This is a genomic window from Flavobacterium sp., from assembly GCF_044348915.1.
GTDB lineage: Bacteria > Bacteroidota > Bacteroidia > Flavobacteriales > Flavobacteriaceae > Flavobacterium.
In genome coordinates this window covers 11,953-29,431 of the sequence record NZ_JBIKRX010000035.1, presented here as the reverse complement: position 1 = coordinate 29,431, position 17,479 = coordinate 11,953, and the positions used below count along the sequence as shown (strand labels likewise).

The following is a 17,479-nucleotide window of genomic DNA, read 5'->3' as shown; positions in this document are numbered from 1 at the left end:
CAAAACTTTGCTAAAATACGCTCAGTCATTGATACAACTATAAAAAATGGCCTAAATGTATTGGAAGCATTGGTAATAATAGCTAAATTTGAGTTTGAATTATAAACTGATTAGTTACAAAAATTTTTATAAAGCGAATACAATAACAGCAACAAAACCAAAAATACAGCTATGAACAAGGCAACTATAATTCTTGATTTTTTTAAGCTTTGCGCTTGTAACTTTTTCTCAACCTCTATTCTATCAATTTCCCGTTTGTACTCGTCCAATTGAAGATTTACTCCAGCGACATTTGCCTTTTTCAGCAAATCGTCATTGTAAATATCATCCGTAATTTTGTTATAAATAGCTAAATTCTCGTAGGCTTTCTTATAATTACCCATTTGCAGCAAAAGCTTGGAATACTCTTCGTGTGTAAACGCCAAATCATTCTTTTCACCACTTTTCTTCCCAAGGCTAATAGCAGTCAAAAAATACGATTCTGACACTTTGTTTGCTCCTGCGTAGCGATGGTACATCCCGTTTAGCATATTATAGACAACTTGCGTTGATTCATCTCCAAATTTTGAATAGTATTTATTAATGTAATTCAAATAAGGTAAACCATTGTCAAATTGACCAATGTCAAAATAAGCCCAAGCAATATTCAGCTTGGTAAAAACCATTTGAGTACTGTCGGCAGTCTTCTCGCTATACTGTAAAGATTTTTTGAAGAAATTTATACCGGTTTCGTATTCCTTTTTTTCAAAGCAATACACATTACCTAAATTATTATTAATATAATTTTTGAGGGTATCACTAGCAGTTAAATTGGCATAGTTCAATCCTTTTTTATAGAAATAGATTGCTCGGTCAAACTCTGACAATCCATCATAATTAGCTCCAATAATATTGTAAGAAGCTGCAATATAATAATTGTCTTTTTGAGCAGTAGCATACTGCAAACTTAGTCTTGCGGCTTCTAATGATTTTTCAAATTTTTCCGAGTTGAGATATTTTAAAGACAGTTGCACAGTTTCCTGCATTTCCTTTTTTGCAGGGCTTTTAGATTGTGCCTATACAGAAATACTGAACGAATTCAGTAAAAAAAACAGTAATAAAGTGAAACAAATTTTGTACATATTTGATAAAAATCATTTCAAATATACACTAAAAATATTTATTTAAACAATATAAAATGAGGTTTTTATAAGTTATTCCCTAAAATATAACTTATAAAAAAAGGAACGCTATCCCGCTAAACAACTATAAAAAAACCCGTTCGTTTTTTCGAACAGGTTTAAATGAATCAATACCTAGCGGATTCAATCACGAAACTGAATCGTCACCTTCCCATTTTCCGACCACTGAGGTAGCTAGAGCATTCCCTAAAACATTGGTGGCACTTCTAAACATATCGCAGAAATGATCAATAGGTAAAATCAAAGCGATTCCTTCAATAGGTATATCAAACATACCACAAGTGGCAGCTACAATTACTAAACTGGCTCTAGGAACTCCTGCAATTCCTTTGCTGGTCAACATTAAAACCAAAAGCATAGTCATTTGCGTTCCCATGTCTAAATGAATTCCATAAGCTTGTGCAATAAACATACTGGCAAATGTCATATACATCATACTACCATCTAAATTGAATGAATATCCCAGAGGCAGCATAAAGGCAACAATTTTATTTTTTATTCCAAAACGTTCCAGTTCCTCAGTAAGTTTAGGAAAAACAGCTTCGCTACTTGTTGTGCTAAAAGCAATAATTAGCGGACCAACAATATGATTCAATAAAGATTTCATTCTTTTTCCAAGGAAAATAAGGCCCACGGCTAAGAGAAAAATCCACAAGGTTGTAATTCCAACCAAAAAGGATCCGAAGAACTTTATGTAAGTAAAGACTAAATCATTTAAATCTTTTATGGCAAAAACTCCAGCGATGGCACCAAATACTCCCATTGGTGCGAACTTCATCACATAATTTACCATTTTTAGTACAATATGAGATAAAACTTCTATAAAATTAGTCACCGGTTTTGCATAATCGCCAATGGAAGCGGCAGCTAAACCAAAAAAGATAGAGAAGATTACAATTTGAATAATTTCATTATTAGCCATTGCTTCAACGATACTTTTAGGAATGATATGTTCGATGAAATTCTGAGTAGAAAAACTCTTTGTATTACTTGTAACTTCGGCCGCAGTCGATAAATCGATGTCAGACAAATTCAGTCCTACCCCAGGCTCTAAAATATTAACCCAAAACAATCCAATTAAAAGTGAAATAAAAGAAGCGCTAAAAAACCAAGCCAAGGCTTTTCCTCCAACTCTTCCGACAGTTTTTACATCACCTAATTTAGCAATACCCGGCACCAAAGTACTAAAAACCAATAAGGCAATAATCATTTGCACTAAGCGGATAAAAACAGTAGCTAATATTTTGATCTTGTCGCTAAACTCTTTGGCAAAAGCCACGTCGTAATTGTTATGAATATAAATACCTAAAATTGCTCCTAAAAGCATGGCAATAACAATTTGAACGGTAAGATTTCCTAAAAAGGAAGATTTTTTGGTTTCAGTCATTTTTTTAATTTTTCGGGGTTCGGGTTGTGGGTTTCGGGTTGTAGGTTTCGGGTTGCGAGTTGTGGGTTGCGAGTTGTTATCTTCTAGTTTGAAATTTACATCTACCTAGTATTTCCTCATCTAACGCCCCACTTCTAACTTCCAGCCTACAAATAAGTTTTATTGATTAAATAGAAATCGGCCAGAACAATCGCTGCCATTGCTTCTACAATAGGAACGGCGCGCGGAACAACACAAGGATCGTGACGTCCTTTTCCTTGCATTTCGGTAATATTCCCCGTATTGTCAAGTGATTCTTGTTTTTGCATAATTGTGGCAACCGGTTTGAATGCCACTCGAAAATAAATGTCCATTCCGTTGCTAATTCCACCTTGAATTCCACCCGAAAGATTGGTTCTAGTGGTTCCGTCAGGATTGTATAAATCATTGTGTTCACTCCCTTTCATCTTTGCTCCACAAAAACCGCTACCAAATTCGAATCCTTTGACTGCATTTATCGAAAGCATCGCTTTGCCTAATTCGGCGTGTAATTTATCAAAAACGGGCTCGCCCAAACCAATGGGAACATTCTGAATCACACATGTTACGGTTCCTCCCACGGTATCTCCTTGCTTTTTGATAATACGAATGTATTCTTCCATTTCTGCGGCCATTTTCTCATCTGGACAACGAACAGGATTGCTTTCTATTTTTGAAAAATCTAAATCTTGGTAAGGTTTCTCTAAAAAAATTGGTCCAACGGAAGAAACAAAAGCATTTATTTTTATTTCCGATAACATTTGCTTGGCAATTGCCCCAGCCACCACTCGGCTTGCAGTTTCACGAGCAGAACTACGTCCGCCTCCGCGATAATCACGTACACCATATTTTTTTTCATAGACATAGTCGGCGTGACTTGGTCTATAATTATCTTTTATATGTGAATAATCGTCTGATTTTTGATTGGTATTTGGTATAATAAATCCGATCGGGGTTCCCGTAGTTTTCCCTTCGAAAATTCCTGATAAGAACTGCACATCATCTGGTTCTTTGCGTTGGGTCACAATAGCAGATTGGCCAGGTTTTCTTCGTGACATCTCCAATTGAATGGCATCAAAATCCAATTCGATTCCTGATGGACATCCATCTATTATTCCGCCCAATGCTTCTCCGTGCGATTCACCAAAAGTTGTTATTCTAAAAAGGGTTCCGTAGCTATTTCCTGCCATTATAATTAGTTTTGAACAAATATAATATTTTAGTTCAAAGTTCAAAAGTTTAAACTACGAACTTTTGAAAATCTATTTGTAAAATACTGACCTGTGAATTCTTAAATTTGAGATGTAATTCTAAAAAACCGTTTCCGGAAAATCTATCATCACCTTCCCTTTTATTTAATAATAATTTCTTTTTTAGAATTTATTTTTACCACACAATAAGGAGTAGTTATTTCTTGCGAAGCAGTTGAGCCAGCTTTGGGTGCTATTTCTTTTACTGTGATCACGATGTTTTTATCTGTTTCGACTGCGCTTTCTATTTCAATCTTATAGCCAGCAGCAGTTTTTTCGCCCATATTCAAAACAATAAAATTGCAAGTTTGAATATCGTTGGGTTTAATTTTACTTTTTAAATGTTCATCATTCTGCAGCATTGCGATTTCTTTTTCATCACTTAAAATTTCGAAAAAACGAATGCTAGCACCACCATCGGCTTGCTGGGTTAAAACTTCATACAGTGCATTCGTTCCTGAAGGCTTTGAAGAGGAAGCCCCGCAAGAAGCTAGGAATATAGTAATTAATAATAGAACTAGTTTTCTCATAAAAATTTATTTATCGCTCTGTGGTATAGTTCTTCATATAAAGGCAGAATTTTTTCGATATCAAATTGCTTTGCTACTGATAACGCATTTTCTTTGAATTTATTTAAAGTGGCAGCATCTCGTAATATTTTCAAGGCATTTTCGGCCATTTCATCGGTATTGCCAGTTTTGCTCAAATAACCGGAAACCCCTTCGAAATTGACTTCAGGCAAACCACCCGAATTACTCGAAATTACTGGGACTCCCCAAGCCATGGCCTCTAGAGCAGCCAAACCAAAACTTTCGGTTTCAGAGGGCAGCAAAAACAAATCGGTATAACTCAAAATTTTGTCGATTTCATTACTATTTCCAAAGAAAATAACTTTGTCTAGAATACCCAATTCCTGGCATAGATACTCCGCTTTTTCTTTCTCGGGACCATCCCCCACCATCATCAATTTGGCCGGAATTTGTCGCTGAATCTTGTAAAATAGTTGAATCACATCTGGGATTCTTTTCACTTTTCTGAAATTACTGATATGAGTAATAATTCGTTCGTTTTCGGCAGCCATCAGCGAACGACGGCAAGGAATACTTGGATCAATAGTGTTTTTATCCAATTCAATAAAATTAGGAATCACCTGAATCTCATTTTTTATATTGAACAATTTTAGCGTATCCGCTTTCAAACTTTCAGAAACCGAAGTTACAAAATCGGATTTGTTGATACTGAAAGTTACAGCTGTTTTATAAAAAGGATGGTTGCCAACTAAGGTAATATCGGTACCGTGAAGCGTCGTAATCATAGGCAAATCGATACCTTCGTCTTTGAGCATTTGTTTGGCCATATAACCCGCATAAGCGTGAGGAATAGCATAATGCACGTGCAGCAATTCTATTTTATAGAGCTTCACCATATCGACTAATTTACTGGATAAAGCCAATTCATACGGTTGATAATGAAACAAAGGATATTCAGGAACATTAACTTCGTGGTAATGCACATTTGGATTCAACAACGCCAATCGAACGGGTTGACTGTAGGTGATAAAGTGAATTTCGTGACCCCGACGAGCCAATTCTAAACCTAACTCAGTAGCTACTACTCCACTCCCGCCAAAGGTTGGATAACAAACAATTGCAATTTTCATATATGAATTTTAATAGGACGAATTTAGGGAAAAATGAAGTGAAGTTGCAGAATCGGATCAAATAATTCTATTTTACTTCACGATGGCCTCATAAATAACTTCTTGTATTTGCTCTCGGATTTTGCCCTTAGCTAACTTATTTTCTATAACTCCTGGAAATGTCCTGTTGGAAAGAAAAACATAAACAGTCTCTGTTACAGGATCTGCCCAAGTCATTGTACCCGTAAATCCGGTATGTCCAAAACTGCTGTCCGAAGCTGATTTTGATGTTGGATTATCAGTTCCTCGGGGTTTGTTAAACCCTAATCCCCTGACATTTCCATCGGCACATAAATAGCAACTGTTGAAATCGTCAAAGGTTTTAGACGAAAAATATTGAATACCTCCATAATTCCCTTTTTGCAAATACATTTGCATCATTTTGGCAATATCCATTGCATTCGAAAACAATCCAGCGTGCCCTTGCACACCACCTTCGATTGCCGCCCCTTGATCGTGAACGTAACCTTGTAAAGTTTGATGTCTAAAATAATTGTCAATCTCAGTTGGTGCAATATCTGACTTGTATCTTTTTTGCAAAGGATTAAAAAGCGAATTGTTCATTCCTAAAGACTGAAATAAATTATCCTGAACCAAAACATCTAGTTTTTTGGAGGTCGATTTTTCGAGATATTCTTTCAAAATCATAAACGTCAGATCACTGTATTTGTATTTTTTCTCTGGCAATAACTTACTATCAACCATAGTTTTCATTATAGTGTCATGAAAATCATTTCTAACAAACATACTGTCGGCTACTTGCTTCGAAAAGAATTCATCCGGCGTTTTTCTGTAGTATTTCTCCAAAGGTTTGCCTGAACTATCAAGCGTATTTTTATAAAATGGAATAAAAGGTGTCAGCTGTGCATTATGCAACAATAAATCTTTGAAATTGATACTTGCTTTATTAGAACCTTTAAACATTGGAACCATATCGCCGAGATTTGTTTCTAAAGTAACTTTCCCTTTATCGTATTGTTGCATCACGTTGGGTAAAGTAGCAATCATTTTGGTTAGAGAAGCGACATCGTACAAATCGGATGTGGAAACCATCTTCACCTTGTCATAGGTATGATATCCAAATGCTTTTTGATAGACCACTTTCCCTTTTCTGGCCACTAGCACAACAATCCCAGGGGCAATTTTGTCATCGATAGCTTTATTGGCAATTTTTTCTATTTCTAATAATTTCTCAGTATTCATACCAACATTTTCTGGTGACGTGAATCCTAAACGATTCAGTTTTTCGGTCGGTAAGCCATCATTTACCTTGAAATTGGAATTGATAGAAACAGGTAATTTCCCTTTGGCCTCGATAGCTCCAAAAAGAAGTTCAGCTGAAACAATTTGAGCAACATCTGTATTTTGATAGGATACAACCAAACCTTTAATATTTTCAAAATTTGACACTGGCAACAACGAATACGGTTTAGCAAAAATATCTAAAATCACTTTATTCTTTGTTGCAATCTCTTGTAACCAAAGCGACTCTGTTTCGGTAAAATCCTGATTTCTAAAAGCTCGATCCGATTTATGAAAACCAACAATAACCGTATCGAAATCTTTTAATTTTTGATTTAAACTATCGATATTTTGACTGGCCACTTCAGTGATTTCGGTATATTTTTTTAAGGTAGCAACAAATTCAGAATTTTGTCCATCGCCTATTTTTACATAAGCTATTTTGTTGTTTTGTAGCTTTCTTATTGGTAATATATTTTCTTTGTTTTGCAAAACAGTAATTGCATTTTCGAACAATTGATAGTTTAAAGCCTTGTTTGAAGCAGGGTTAATATCCTGGTTTAAGTTTAATGTCTCGATAGGTTTGAAATGATTTAGACCCGCTTTGAATTTATATTGAAGAATCTTTTTTACGGAAATAGCCAAGCGTTCCTCCGTAATTACATTGGCCAGATAGGCTGAACGTATTTTTTCTATTGCTGCAGGAACATTATCTGAACAAAGCAGAATATCATTTCCAGCTAGAAACGCTTTCAAATCAATATCTCCAGGCATTGATGGAACATCACTGATTTCTCGGTAATTACTTACTCCTTTCATATTGAGAGCATCTGTAAAAACCAGACCATCAAATTGCATTTCATTCTGAAGTAATTCGGTCACAATAGTTTTAGAAATGGATGTTGGATAATTGGGTCTTGGATCTAAACTTGGAATATTCAAATGCCCAACCATTACAGAAACCAAACCTTCATCAAACATCCTTTTGTATGGATAGAGTTCTACTAAATCGATATGCTCTCGTGAATAAGTCACTAAAGGCAAGGCTTTATGCGAATCGACTGAAGTGTTCCCATGACCGGGAAAATGCTTACCAGTAGAAAAAACACCTTGACTCTGAAACCCTTTCATTAAGGCAATGGCTCTTTCGCTAACATTGACTTTACTTTCGCCAAAAGATCGGAATCCTATAACCGGATTTTTGGGATTGGTATTGATGTCTAAAACTGGAGCAAAGTTGAAATGAACACCAATACGTTTGCTCTCTTTCCCCATACTCTCGCCGACTTTTTCAATTAAATTCAAATCTTGAACGGCCCCAAGAGTCATATTCCAGGGATGCACAAAAGTAGAATCGAGCCGCATACTCAAGCCCCATTCAGCGTCAATAGCAATAAACAAAGGAATCTTAGATTGGGATTGAAAACGATTGGTTAAATTGGCTTGTCGAACAGGTCCACCTTGAAAGAAAATAACGCCTCCCACCTTGTTTTCCTTTATCAATTTTTCGACGGAGTTCACATGCAATGAATCTTTATTCGAATAGGCCTGAACCATAAAAAGTTGGCCCAGTTTCTCCTCTAAAGACATACTATTGTAGAGACTATCTACCCAATGTTTCTCAGCATCGGTTTCTTTGAAAAAGTTTTTCCTTTCTGATTTGAGATGTGGGATATAAATTTCTTCATTCTCCGTAATCTCAGGTTTTTTGAATGGAGCATTCAATTTCTTACTTGCACAATTGGTAAGCAAAAACAACAGCACGAAACTGTATCCAATTCTGATCAAGAAAGTTTTCATCAACTTTAGATTTAAAAGAAACGACTGTGCCAACTATCCATAGCCGGTACTTCCCAAGACTCATTGTATTCTTCGATCGTGTTGACCAGATTATTGAAAACTATAGTATTTTCGGTTACGGCTTTTTCTTTGGCCATTTTTTTGAAATCAATCAAGGTTTTATGAGCAATGTGTTCTCCATTTTTGAAGGTGACATTCATTTTATCGAGTAAATCGACATTGTATTTTTGTTCCAATTTTTGAATAAACTGAACTGACTTATCGATGGAACAACCCGTAGCGGCTTGAACATCCTGATTAACGGCAATAATGATAAAGCGATTGTATTTGAGCTGATATCCTGTTTCAAGACTGACACTGTGTGCTTCCCACTGCTCCAGAAAAGACTTCACTTCGGCTTCTATTTCAGAAAATTCAGCATCTGAGAATTTTCTATTGGATTGGTAAATCCAAATTTTGGATTCTAATGGTAAATTTTCGAAAGGTATAAGCATTGGAGTTATGGGTTATAGGTTGCGGGTTGAATTACAAATCCATAGCGTTTGCAATTAATTCGGCGATGTCTACTACTTTTACTTCGCCTTCTTTTTCTTTATTTTTGATTCCGTCGCTCATCATAGTGTTGCAAAAAGGGCAACCAGCGGCAATGATATCGGGTTTGGTTTCGAGCGCATCCTCAGTTCTTTGAATGTTTATTTCTTTGTTACCGGGTTCAGCATCTTTGAACATTTGCGCGCCACCAGCACCACAGCATAAGCCATTTGCACGAGAACGTTTCATTTCGACTAATTCAGCATCGAGTTTTTGAATTAAATCACGAGGTGCCTCATAACTATTATTGGCTCTTCCTAAATAACAAGGATCGTGAAAAGTGATTCGTTTTCCTTTGAATTGTCCTCCTTCAATAGTCAATCGTCCACTGTCGAGCAAGGATTTTAGAAATTCGGTATGATGTAGCACTTCATATTTTCCACCCAATTCTGGATATTCATTCTTGAGCGTATTAAAACAATGTGGACAAGCTGTGACGATTTTTTTAATTTCGTAGGCGTTCAGCACTTCGATATTCATCATAGCCTGCATTTGGAACAAAAACTCATTGCCTGCTCTTTTTGCAGGATCGCCAGAGCAACTCTCCTCAGTTCCTAGTACTGCAAAAGAAACATTGGCACGATTCAAAATTCGCACAAAAGCTTTTGTTATTTTTTTGGCTCTATCATCAAAGCTTCCTGCGCAACCCACCCAAAACAATACTTCGGGTTGTTTGCCTTGCGATAACATTTCGGCCATTGTTGGCACTACTAAATTTTCTTGCATTTCTTTTGGTTTAATCGGTTAATCGGTTAATCGGTTAATCGTTTTTAACCGATTAAACTTTTAAACTATATTTCGTTTTTCCAGTTCAATCTATCTTGCTGATTGTATTGCCAAGGCGCTCCATTATTCTCGATATTGGTCATCATAGCATTCAATGACGTTGGCGCAGCACTTTGTTCCATCACGAGATACCGACGCAAATCGACAATTATCGACAATGGGCTAATGTTTACAGGGCATTCTTCGACACAAGCATTACACGAAGTACAAGCCCATAATTCTTCCGGTGTGATGTAATCGTTGAGTAATGTTTTGTTATCTGGTACAAAAACTCCTTTATTGGCATCGATGTTTTTACCTACTTCTTCGAGGCGATCTCTGGTATCCATCATAATTTTACGAGGCGATAATTTCTTACCTGTAAGATTGGCGGGACAAGATGATGTACAACGTCCGCATTCGGTGCACGTATAGGCATTCAATAATTGCACCCAATTCAAATCCTGAACATCGCTTGCTCCAAACTTGCTTGGGACTGCATTTTCATTTGCCGGAGCAGCTGCATAAGGATCAGCATTGGGATCCAACATCAGTTTTACTTCATTGGTAACAGACTCTAAATTGCTAAGTTGCCCTTTTGCATTCAAATCTGCAAAATAGGTATTTGGGAAAGCCAACAGAATATGAAGATGCTTGGAGATGTATAAATAATTCATAAATATCAAAATCCCGATAATGTGCAACCACCAAAATAATTCGTTGAGCACCATTACCAATTCACTAGAAACACCATTAAATAAAGGAGCTATAAACTGGCTTATTGGATAACTTCCAGCCTTGATGTAATGCGAAAAACCTCCAGGACTGTTTTGTAAATGCAAATCCGAAGCGTTCATCAATAGAAACAAAGACATCAAAACCACTTCAAAATAGAGAATATAATTGGCGTCATTCTTGGGAAAACCAGCTAAATCTTTATTGGCAAATCGTTTCAATCTGATGATGTTTCTTCTGGTCCAAAAAGTAAATACGGCAACCAAAACAAGCAATGCCAATATTTCGAATGAACCAATCAATACATCATAAAAGGTTCCTAAAAAGGAAAAAATTCTATGGGTTCCAAATAATCCATCAATAATAATTTCAAGTAATTCGATATTGATGATGATAAATCCAGCATATACAATGACGTGAAGAATTCCAGATACAGGTCTTTTTACCATTTTTGATTGGCCTAGAGCAATCATCGCCATGTTTTTCCAACGGGCTTTTGGATTGTCGTTTCGGTTAATAGCCGAACCAAGCTTTATATTTCTAACTATTTTTTTTATGTTTAAATAAAAATAACCGAATCCTATCATTAATAGAATTGCAAATAAAATTGAACTTAAGTACCCCATAACTTCCAATTTATTGTTTTGAAACTGAATCTTTTACTGGAGCTACATACGGCTTATTTTTCTTTCCGAAAACAGACACATTTACGTAACGAGTAGGATGAAGTCTAACATCTTCTAGCAATAATTCCAATTCTTTCGATGTTTTCTCTAGATTATTGTACAAAGCTTCGTCTTTGACTAATTTGCCCATTGACCCTTTACCTGATTGAATATCAGCCATCATTTTATCCAAACTTTCTAAAGTTTTTTGGAGGTTTTTGGCAGTTTTGCCTAAATCGGCTTTGTTTAAGGAATCGGATATTTTAGAAAAATCGGTTGAAACCTTATTTAAGTTGGTCACCACTCCGTTGATTTGACCTTTGTTGTCGTCTAGAATGGTATTTATGCTTGAAGATGCTTTATGAAATTGCTCCATAGTCTGACTCAATTCGGCTAAACTTTTCTTTAAATCTTGCTGTCCTTGATTGTCTAAAACATTGTTAATTCCAGTCAATAAATTATCAGCATTAAGCATAACTTTTTCGAATTTTGCTTGAAGCGGAACCAATTGCTGTTTTAATGCTTCGGTTAAATCTAATTCAGAAGTACCAGTCAAAATTTGGCCTTCGGCACACTCGGACTTATCGGCAAGGTTCGGATGTATAGCGATTTGCTTCCCGTCGATAAAACCAGGTTTGTAAATAACTGCTACACTCGATTTTGAAATTGGAAAATCAGTTTTGAGTTGCAACTGAACCATTAGTTTCCCCGTCTCTTTGTTCAAAGTAATCTTGGTTACCTTTCCCACAATCAAACCATTTATAGTAACTGATGCTGAAGGAGATAGACCTTCGACATTGTCATACTGCACGTAAAAAGTTCGGTACTTATCCAAAAGGTCTTTTCCTTTCAGAAAACTGTACCCCCAAATGAATAGAACAATAGTAATAATGGCAAGTATGCCTGTTTTTAATTCTCTAGTTAGTTTCAAAATATATAAATTTTGGACAAATTTAATGTAAATAATTTAAAATTGAAGTTAAAATTATTTGATTGCATCTTTCACATCAATCAACACACCATTCTTAAATGCAACTAAATAAGCGGAGTCGTATCCCTTAGATTTTGCTTCCTCTAATAATTTATTAGCTTCGTTGTAATCAGCAGTTTCTCCGTACATATATTTATTGTACTTCCCGTCAAATACACTAGTAATGCCGTTCAAACCCTTGAAGTTACTTGGTATCAATTCGACTTTCTTTTTACTTGAGGACAGTTGAACTTTAAAAATAGGTGCCGTAGGATCTTTCACAATCTCAGCTTTCTCCGGAGTTGCCACCTCTTTTACAAGATTTTCATCAACTTTTTGAGAAGGTTTTCCCGAAACATTATCGGTAGCATCTGTTCCGAAATATTCTCTCTTGTAACTAACAATAGCATCTGCAATGGCACGTGCCATATCATTTTGACCTTCTTCAGAGTTTAAAAAATTACCTTCGTTGGTATTAGAAATAAATCCTGTTTCAATTAAAACTCTAGGCATATAAGCTTTGTGAAGCACCATAAAAGGAGCTTGTTTTACTCCGCCATGTCGAACGTCTCTTCCCAAATCGGCAAATCGATCTTCAATTTTACTTGCCAATGAAATACTGTTTTCTAAATATTCCTCTTGCATCAAGGTCATCCCAATCATTGTTTCTGGAGAATTTGGATCAAAACCTTCGTATTTTTGCTTGTAATCTTTCTCCAAAGTAATAACCGAGTTTTCCTTTTTTGCAGCTTCAAGATTTGAAGCCACTTTACTCATACCCATTACATACGTCTCGGTTCCTGAAGCAGCTGTATTCTTACTGGCATTGCAATGAATGGATACAAAAATATTGGCATCGGCCCGATTTGCGATATTGGCTCTTTCTATTAAATCGATAAAAACATCCGTTTTTCGGGTATATATTACATCAATTTTGGGATTTTGTTCTAATAGTTTACCCACTTTTAGAACCAAAGCTAAATTGATATTTTTTTCGATTCGACCACTATAATTGGCACCAAAATCGTGATCACCGTGGCCTGCATCTAAAGCTACTCTAAAATTCTCAGTTTGAGCAGAAACAGAACAAGAAACAAACACCATAATCAATGACAATGTCCTAAAAGTCTTTTTAAAATCTCTCTTTAATTTCAAAATATTATTTTTACAAATTTAACTATATTTGTTTAGCTACATCAATAACTTTACTGCTTTTCCCATCTTTAATACAAACAATATAAGAATCGGGAAATCCAGCTTTTTTGGCTTCTAATTGCAACTGATTTGCCTCTGCCAAATTTGAAGTTGCACCATAAGTATATCGGTAAACACCGTTGTACAGGGTACTTGATATGTTTTTTAACCCTTTAAATTTATTAGAATTCAACGGCAGTTTTTGCGAACCCGCAAAAAGCTGAACTTTATAAACAGACCCACTAAAAAAATCAACGGCATTAGACTGCTCTGCAAATTCGCTTTTTTTTACACCCGATTCTTTTGGTTCGTTGGTAGATGCCGTATTTGAAGATCCTCCAAAATAGTCACTTTTATAAGACTTTATCGCATTTGCTATTTGTCGTGCCATTTTATTTTGACCTTCCTCTGAATTCAAAAACGCCCCTTCCTCTTTATTTGACAAAAAACCCAATTCGATCAATACACTAGGCATATATGCCGCATCTAAAACCCAAAGTGGTTGTTGTTTTACCCCTCTTGAATTTCTATCCAAATTATTCGTGAAATTATTCTGGATTTTAGTCGCTAAATCAATACTGCTGTATAGATTATCTTCTTGTTTCAGCGTCAATCCTATTAAAGATTCGGGATTTTTGGGATTAAAGCCTTCATAAGTTTCTTTATAATTATTTTCCATTAATATAACCGAGTTTTCGTTCTTTGCGACCTCAAGATTCATATCGCTTCGAGATAATCCCATTACGAAAGTTTCAGTTCCAGAGGGACCAAAATTTTTAACTGAATTACAATGTATGGATATAAATAAATTTGCATTTGCCTTATTAGCAATCTTTGGCCTTTTTGCCAATTCAATAAAGACATCTGAAGTGCGTGTATAAATGATTTTTAAATCTTTTTCTTTTTCTAGCATTGCACCAACTTTTAATGTGGTCTTCAGAGCAATCTCTTTTTCGACAAAACCGTGGTATGAATTCCCTGGATCTTTTCCTCCATGACCTGCATCAAGGATAACTGTAAATGTTTGATTTTTTTGTGAAAAAGCAGAACCACAAAATAAGAATATTAAAAACACTATTAAAATGGATTTTTTATAGTTGACTTTCTTCATCAAAAGTTAATTTAAATTAAAACACAGAGGCTATAAATAGATTATTTGACTATTTTTGCAAAAAATTTATATGTAAGTTTGACACGTCAAAAAACAAGCCATATTTTTACAAAAATAGCATTAAAACCTTTGAATACAAACTTATTTAATATCGTTTTATTATCATTTTTCCTAACAATAGGGACTTGTAAAATATATTCTCAAGATATATCCCCAAAAACGACTTCAATACCAGCTAAAAAAGCAAAAAAAAAATCAGATACTGCTGCCGAAAAGAAAAATAAACCGAATGCAACTGCGCAAATTACAGCTGATACGATTAAAAAAGACAGCCTTAAACCCAAAGTTCTTCTTGAAGCAAAAATAAAATACAATGCCGCTGACTATGTTAAAATAGAGCAAAAGAAAAAACTCATTACCCTCTACAACAACGCAGAAATTAAGCAGACGGATACAGAATTGAAATCTGGGATCATCGTAATGAACTATGAAACTAATGAGGTACTCGCAGGACGAATCAAAGATTCGCTCGGTAAACCTTCGCAATATCCAAACTTTAAGCAAGCAGAGAATGTCATTGAACCGGATTCTATTCGATTTAATTATAAATCCAAAAAAGCTATAATCTGGAATTCAAGATCCGACCAAGGAGAATTCAACGTCAAAGCAGAGTTAACCAAAAAAGAAAATGATTCGGTTTATTTCTTGAAAGGAGCTCGATTCACTACCTCAAAAGACGTCGATAATCCAGAATATTATTTTCAAACTAGAAAAGTAAAAATCATTCCCGGAAAAAAAGTAGTTACTGGGTTGACTAATATGGTAATTGCCAATGTACCAACTCCTATTGCTTTGCCTTTTGCGTTTTTCCCGATGAGTAAAGAAACTAGTGTTTCAGGAATCCTTTTGCCAAGCTACAATGATTCGAACAACAGAGGATTTTCATTGCAAAATGGAGGTTATTATTTTGCACTAAGCGACTACTATGATTTAACGGTCCTTGGGGATTATTACACTAACGGCAGTTATGGTTTACGCTTTGAAACCAGTTATGCTAAAAGGTACAGTTATAGAGGGAATTTGAACTTTAGATTCGAAAACTTGATCAATAGCGAACGCGGTTATCCAGATTATTCCAAACAAAACATATACAATCTGCAATGGTCACATTCGAAAGATTCTAAAGGAAGTCCTAATTCTAGTTTTTCGGCCTCGGTCAATATGGGAAGTAGTAAATACTATCAACAATCTATCAACCAGTCTAATATCGGATCGAATTTAAATAACACTTTGACATCCTCTATTTCGTATAGTAAAACATTTCAGGGCTCCGTAGGATCTCGATTATCGTTGAGTGCTACACATTCGCAAAATACTCAAACTTCTGAAATCAATATGACATTGCCTGATTTGCAATACAGTGTGGATAGAATTTACCCTTTTGTGGGGAAAGATGGCGTTAAAAAAGGTTTTTTCAAAAACATCAATTTACTGTACAATCTAGTCGGGAAAAACAGTTTTGTCACCACAGATTCTTTGTTCTTTTCGAAAGCAATGTTTGATAATGCACAAATTGGCATGCAACACTCGATTCCGTTAAGTACCAATTTCAAAATATTCAAACATTTTAGCGCATCCACCGTAATGAATTATAATGAAGTTTGGACCTTAAAAACCATCAAAAGATTTTACGATGATGACCAAAGCCAAGTTGTAGATCAAACAATCAATGGGTTTGATGCCTTTAGAACCTATAATTTTTCGAGTAGTTTGGGAACAACCATCTATGGTACATTCAATTTCAAACCCGATAATAAAATTAAATCCATTCGACACGTGATGCGCCCTAATCTTTCGTATGGTTACACCCCTAGTTTCGAAAAATATTACGACACCTATGCTACTGATGCTTCGGGAAAAATGACCAAAGAATATACTCGCTTCGAAGGAGGAGTATTTGGAGCACCAGCCAATAATAACTCCAATATCCTTGGATTTGAATTGTCCAATACTTTTGAAGCTAAAATCACCGATCCGGACAGTACCAAAGTAGAAGCTAAAAAAATAATGCTTCTCAATAATTTGAATTTTGCTACTAGTTATGATCTTAATGCCGACGGAAAAACTACGCTAGCATGGGCTCCAGTTCGAGTAAGCGGGGGAACAATGCTTTTTAAGGACAAGTTGAATATGAACTTTGGAGCAACTTTAGATCCTTATGCAATTGACAATGGTGGCAATAGAATAAATGTTTATAATATCAATAATGGCGGTAGTTTGTTTAGAATGACAAGCGCCAATATGACTTTGAATTATGCAATTTCTAGCAAAGATTCAGATAAAGATAAAAAAGATAAAGAAGCCAAAAACAAGGAAGGTCAACGAAATGGTGGTCGTGATGATGATTTGTTTGGACGTAATACAATAGACAACGTAAGAGGTAGAAGTCAATTTGACGACGAAGATGAGGAAGAAACTGATAAAATTGCTGAGTTTTTTGCTGCTAAATTGCCTTGGGATATGACCTTTGCCTATTCGCTTACTTATAGCAACATCAATAGAGAAAGCAAAATTACTGGAAATTCTATCATGATTTCTGCTAATGGAGATTTAACTCCCAAATGGAAAGTCGGGGTTTCTACAGGTTATGATTTTGTACAAAATGGAGTTACCTATACCCAACTTCGTTTTGAACGAGATTTATTGAGTTGGCGTATGGATTTTAGCTGGCAGCCCTTTGGTGATCAAGCGAACTGGAATTTCTTTATCGGCATAAAATCGGGTATCCTAAGTGATCTAAAGTATGATAAACGAAGCGCAAGCAATCGATAAATAAGTACGTTTTTTTTACATATACTAAAAATCAGTTAC

Annotated in this window: 13 protein-coding genes; 1 reads left to right on the top strand and 12 read right to left on the bottom strand. The window is 35.5% G+C overall.

Features of this window, described 5'->3' with window-relative positions; all coding sequences use genetic code 11:
* Positions 1-110: 110 nt before the first annotated feature.
* The 12 genes from ACIQ1E_RS07890 to ACIQ1E_RS07835 all read right to left on the bottom strand — a co-directional run bounded on the left by ACIQ1E_RS07890 (position 111) and on the right by ACIQ1E_RS07835 (position 14,608).
* On the bottom strand, positions 111-1,025 hold the full coding sequence (locus ACIQ1E_RS07890; RefSeq protein WP_396170279.1) for a hypothetical protein: 915 nt from the start codon (positions 1,023-1,025) through the stop codon (positions 111-113).
* Between the two features lie 283 nt (positions 1,026-1,308).
* On the bottom strand, positions 1,309-2,568 hold the full coding sequence (locus tag ACIQ1E_RS07885; RefSeq protein ID WP_396170277.1) for a dicarboxylate/amino acid:cation symporter: 1,260 nt from the start codon (positions 2,566-2,568) through the stop codon (positions 1,309-1,311).
* Between the two features lie 146 nt (positions 2,569-2,714).
* A complete protein-coding gene (aroC, locus tag ACIQ1E_RS07880; protein WP_396170275.1) occupies positions 2,715-3,776 on the bottom strand; it encodes a chorismate synthase in 1,062 nt (353 codons plus the stop codon).
* 161 nt (positions 3,777-3,937) lie between these two features.
* Positions 3,938-4,366, bottom strand: a complete 429-nt coding sequence (locus tag ACIQ1E_RS07875) for a protease complex subunit PrcB family protein (protein ID WP_396170273.1) — start codon at positions 4,364-4,366, stop codon at positions 3,938-3,940.
* Positions 4,363-5,496, bottom strand: a complete 1,134-nt coding sequence (gene bshA, locus ACIQ1E_RS07870; RefSeq protein ID WP_396170270.1) for an N-acetyl-alpha-D-glucosaminyl L-malate synthase BshA — start codon at positions 5,494-5,496, stop codon at positions 4,363-4,365. Before bshA ends, ACIQ1E_RS07875 begins: the two co-directional genes overlap by 4 nt.
* Positions 5,497-5,568: 72 nt before the next feature.
* On the bottom strand, positions 5,569-8,577 hold the full coding sequence (locus tag ACIQ1E_RS07865) for a glycoside hydrolase family 3 N-terminal domain-containing protein (RefSeq protein ID WP_396170268.1): 3,009 nt from the start codon (positions 8,575-8,577) through the stop codon (positions 5,569-5,571).
* A gap of 11 nt (positions 8,578-8,588) precedes the next feature.
* The gene (locus ACIQ1E_RS07860) at positions 8,589-9,071 is read right to left on the bottom strand and encodes an ABC transporter ATPase (RefSeq protein ID WP_396170267.1); all 483 of its coding nucleotides are present in this window, start codon (positions 9,069-9,071) and stop codon (positions 8,589-8,591) included.
* A gap of 31 nt (positions 9,072-9,102) precedes the next feature.
* Positions 9,103-9,894 carry a (Fe-S)-binding protein gene (locus ACIQ1E_RS07855; RefSeq protein ID WP_396170265.1) on the bottom strand — a complete coding sequence of 264 codons (792 nt, stop codon included), beginning with the start codon at positions 9,892-9,894 and terminating at the stop codon, positions 9,103-9,105.
* 65 nt (positions 9,895-9,959) lie between these two features.
* Complete coding sequence (locus ACIQ1E_RS07850; RefSeq protein ID WP_396170263.1) at positions 9,960-11,294, bottom strand: 4Fe-4S dicluster domain-containing protein; 1,335 nt, start codon at positions 11,292-11,294, stop codon at positions 9,960-9,962.
* Positions 11,295-11,304: 10 nt separating this feature from the next.
* On the bottom strand, positions 11,305-12,264 hold the full coding sequence (locus ACIQ1E_RS07845) for an MlaD family protein (RefSeq protein WP_396170262.1): 960 nt from the start codon (positions 12,262-12,264) through the stop codon (positions 11,305-11,307).
* 54 nt (positions 12,265-12,318) lie between these two features.
* The gene (locus ACIQ1E_RS07840; RefSeq protein ID WP_396170282.1) at positions 12,319-13,407 is read right to left on the bottom strand and encodes an N-acetylmuramoyl-L-alanine amidase; all 1,089 of its coding nucleotides are present in this window, start codon (positions 13,405-13,407) and stop codon (positions 12,319-12,321) included.
* 73 nt (positions 13,408-13,480) lie between these two features.
* Positions 13,481-14,608: an N-acetylmuramoyl-L-alanine amidase gene (locus ACIQ1E_RS07835; RefSeq protein ID WP_396170260.1), complete on the bottom strand. Its 1,128-nt coding sequence runs from the start codon at positions 14,606-14,608 to the stop codon at positions 13,481-13,483.
* Positions 14,609-14,686: 78 nt separating this feature from the next.
* Between ACIQ1E_RS07835 and ACIQ1E_RS07830 the strand changes: the two genes are divergently transcribed.
* Positions 14,687-17,440, top strand: coding sequence for a putative LPS assembly protein LptD (locus tag ACIQ1E_RS07830; protein WP_396170258.1), 2,754 nt, complete (start codon positions 14,687-14,689; stop codon positions 17,438-17,440).
* Positions 17,441-17,479 lie beyond the last annotated feature (39 nt).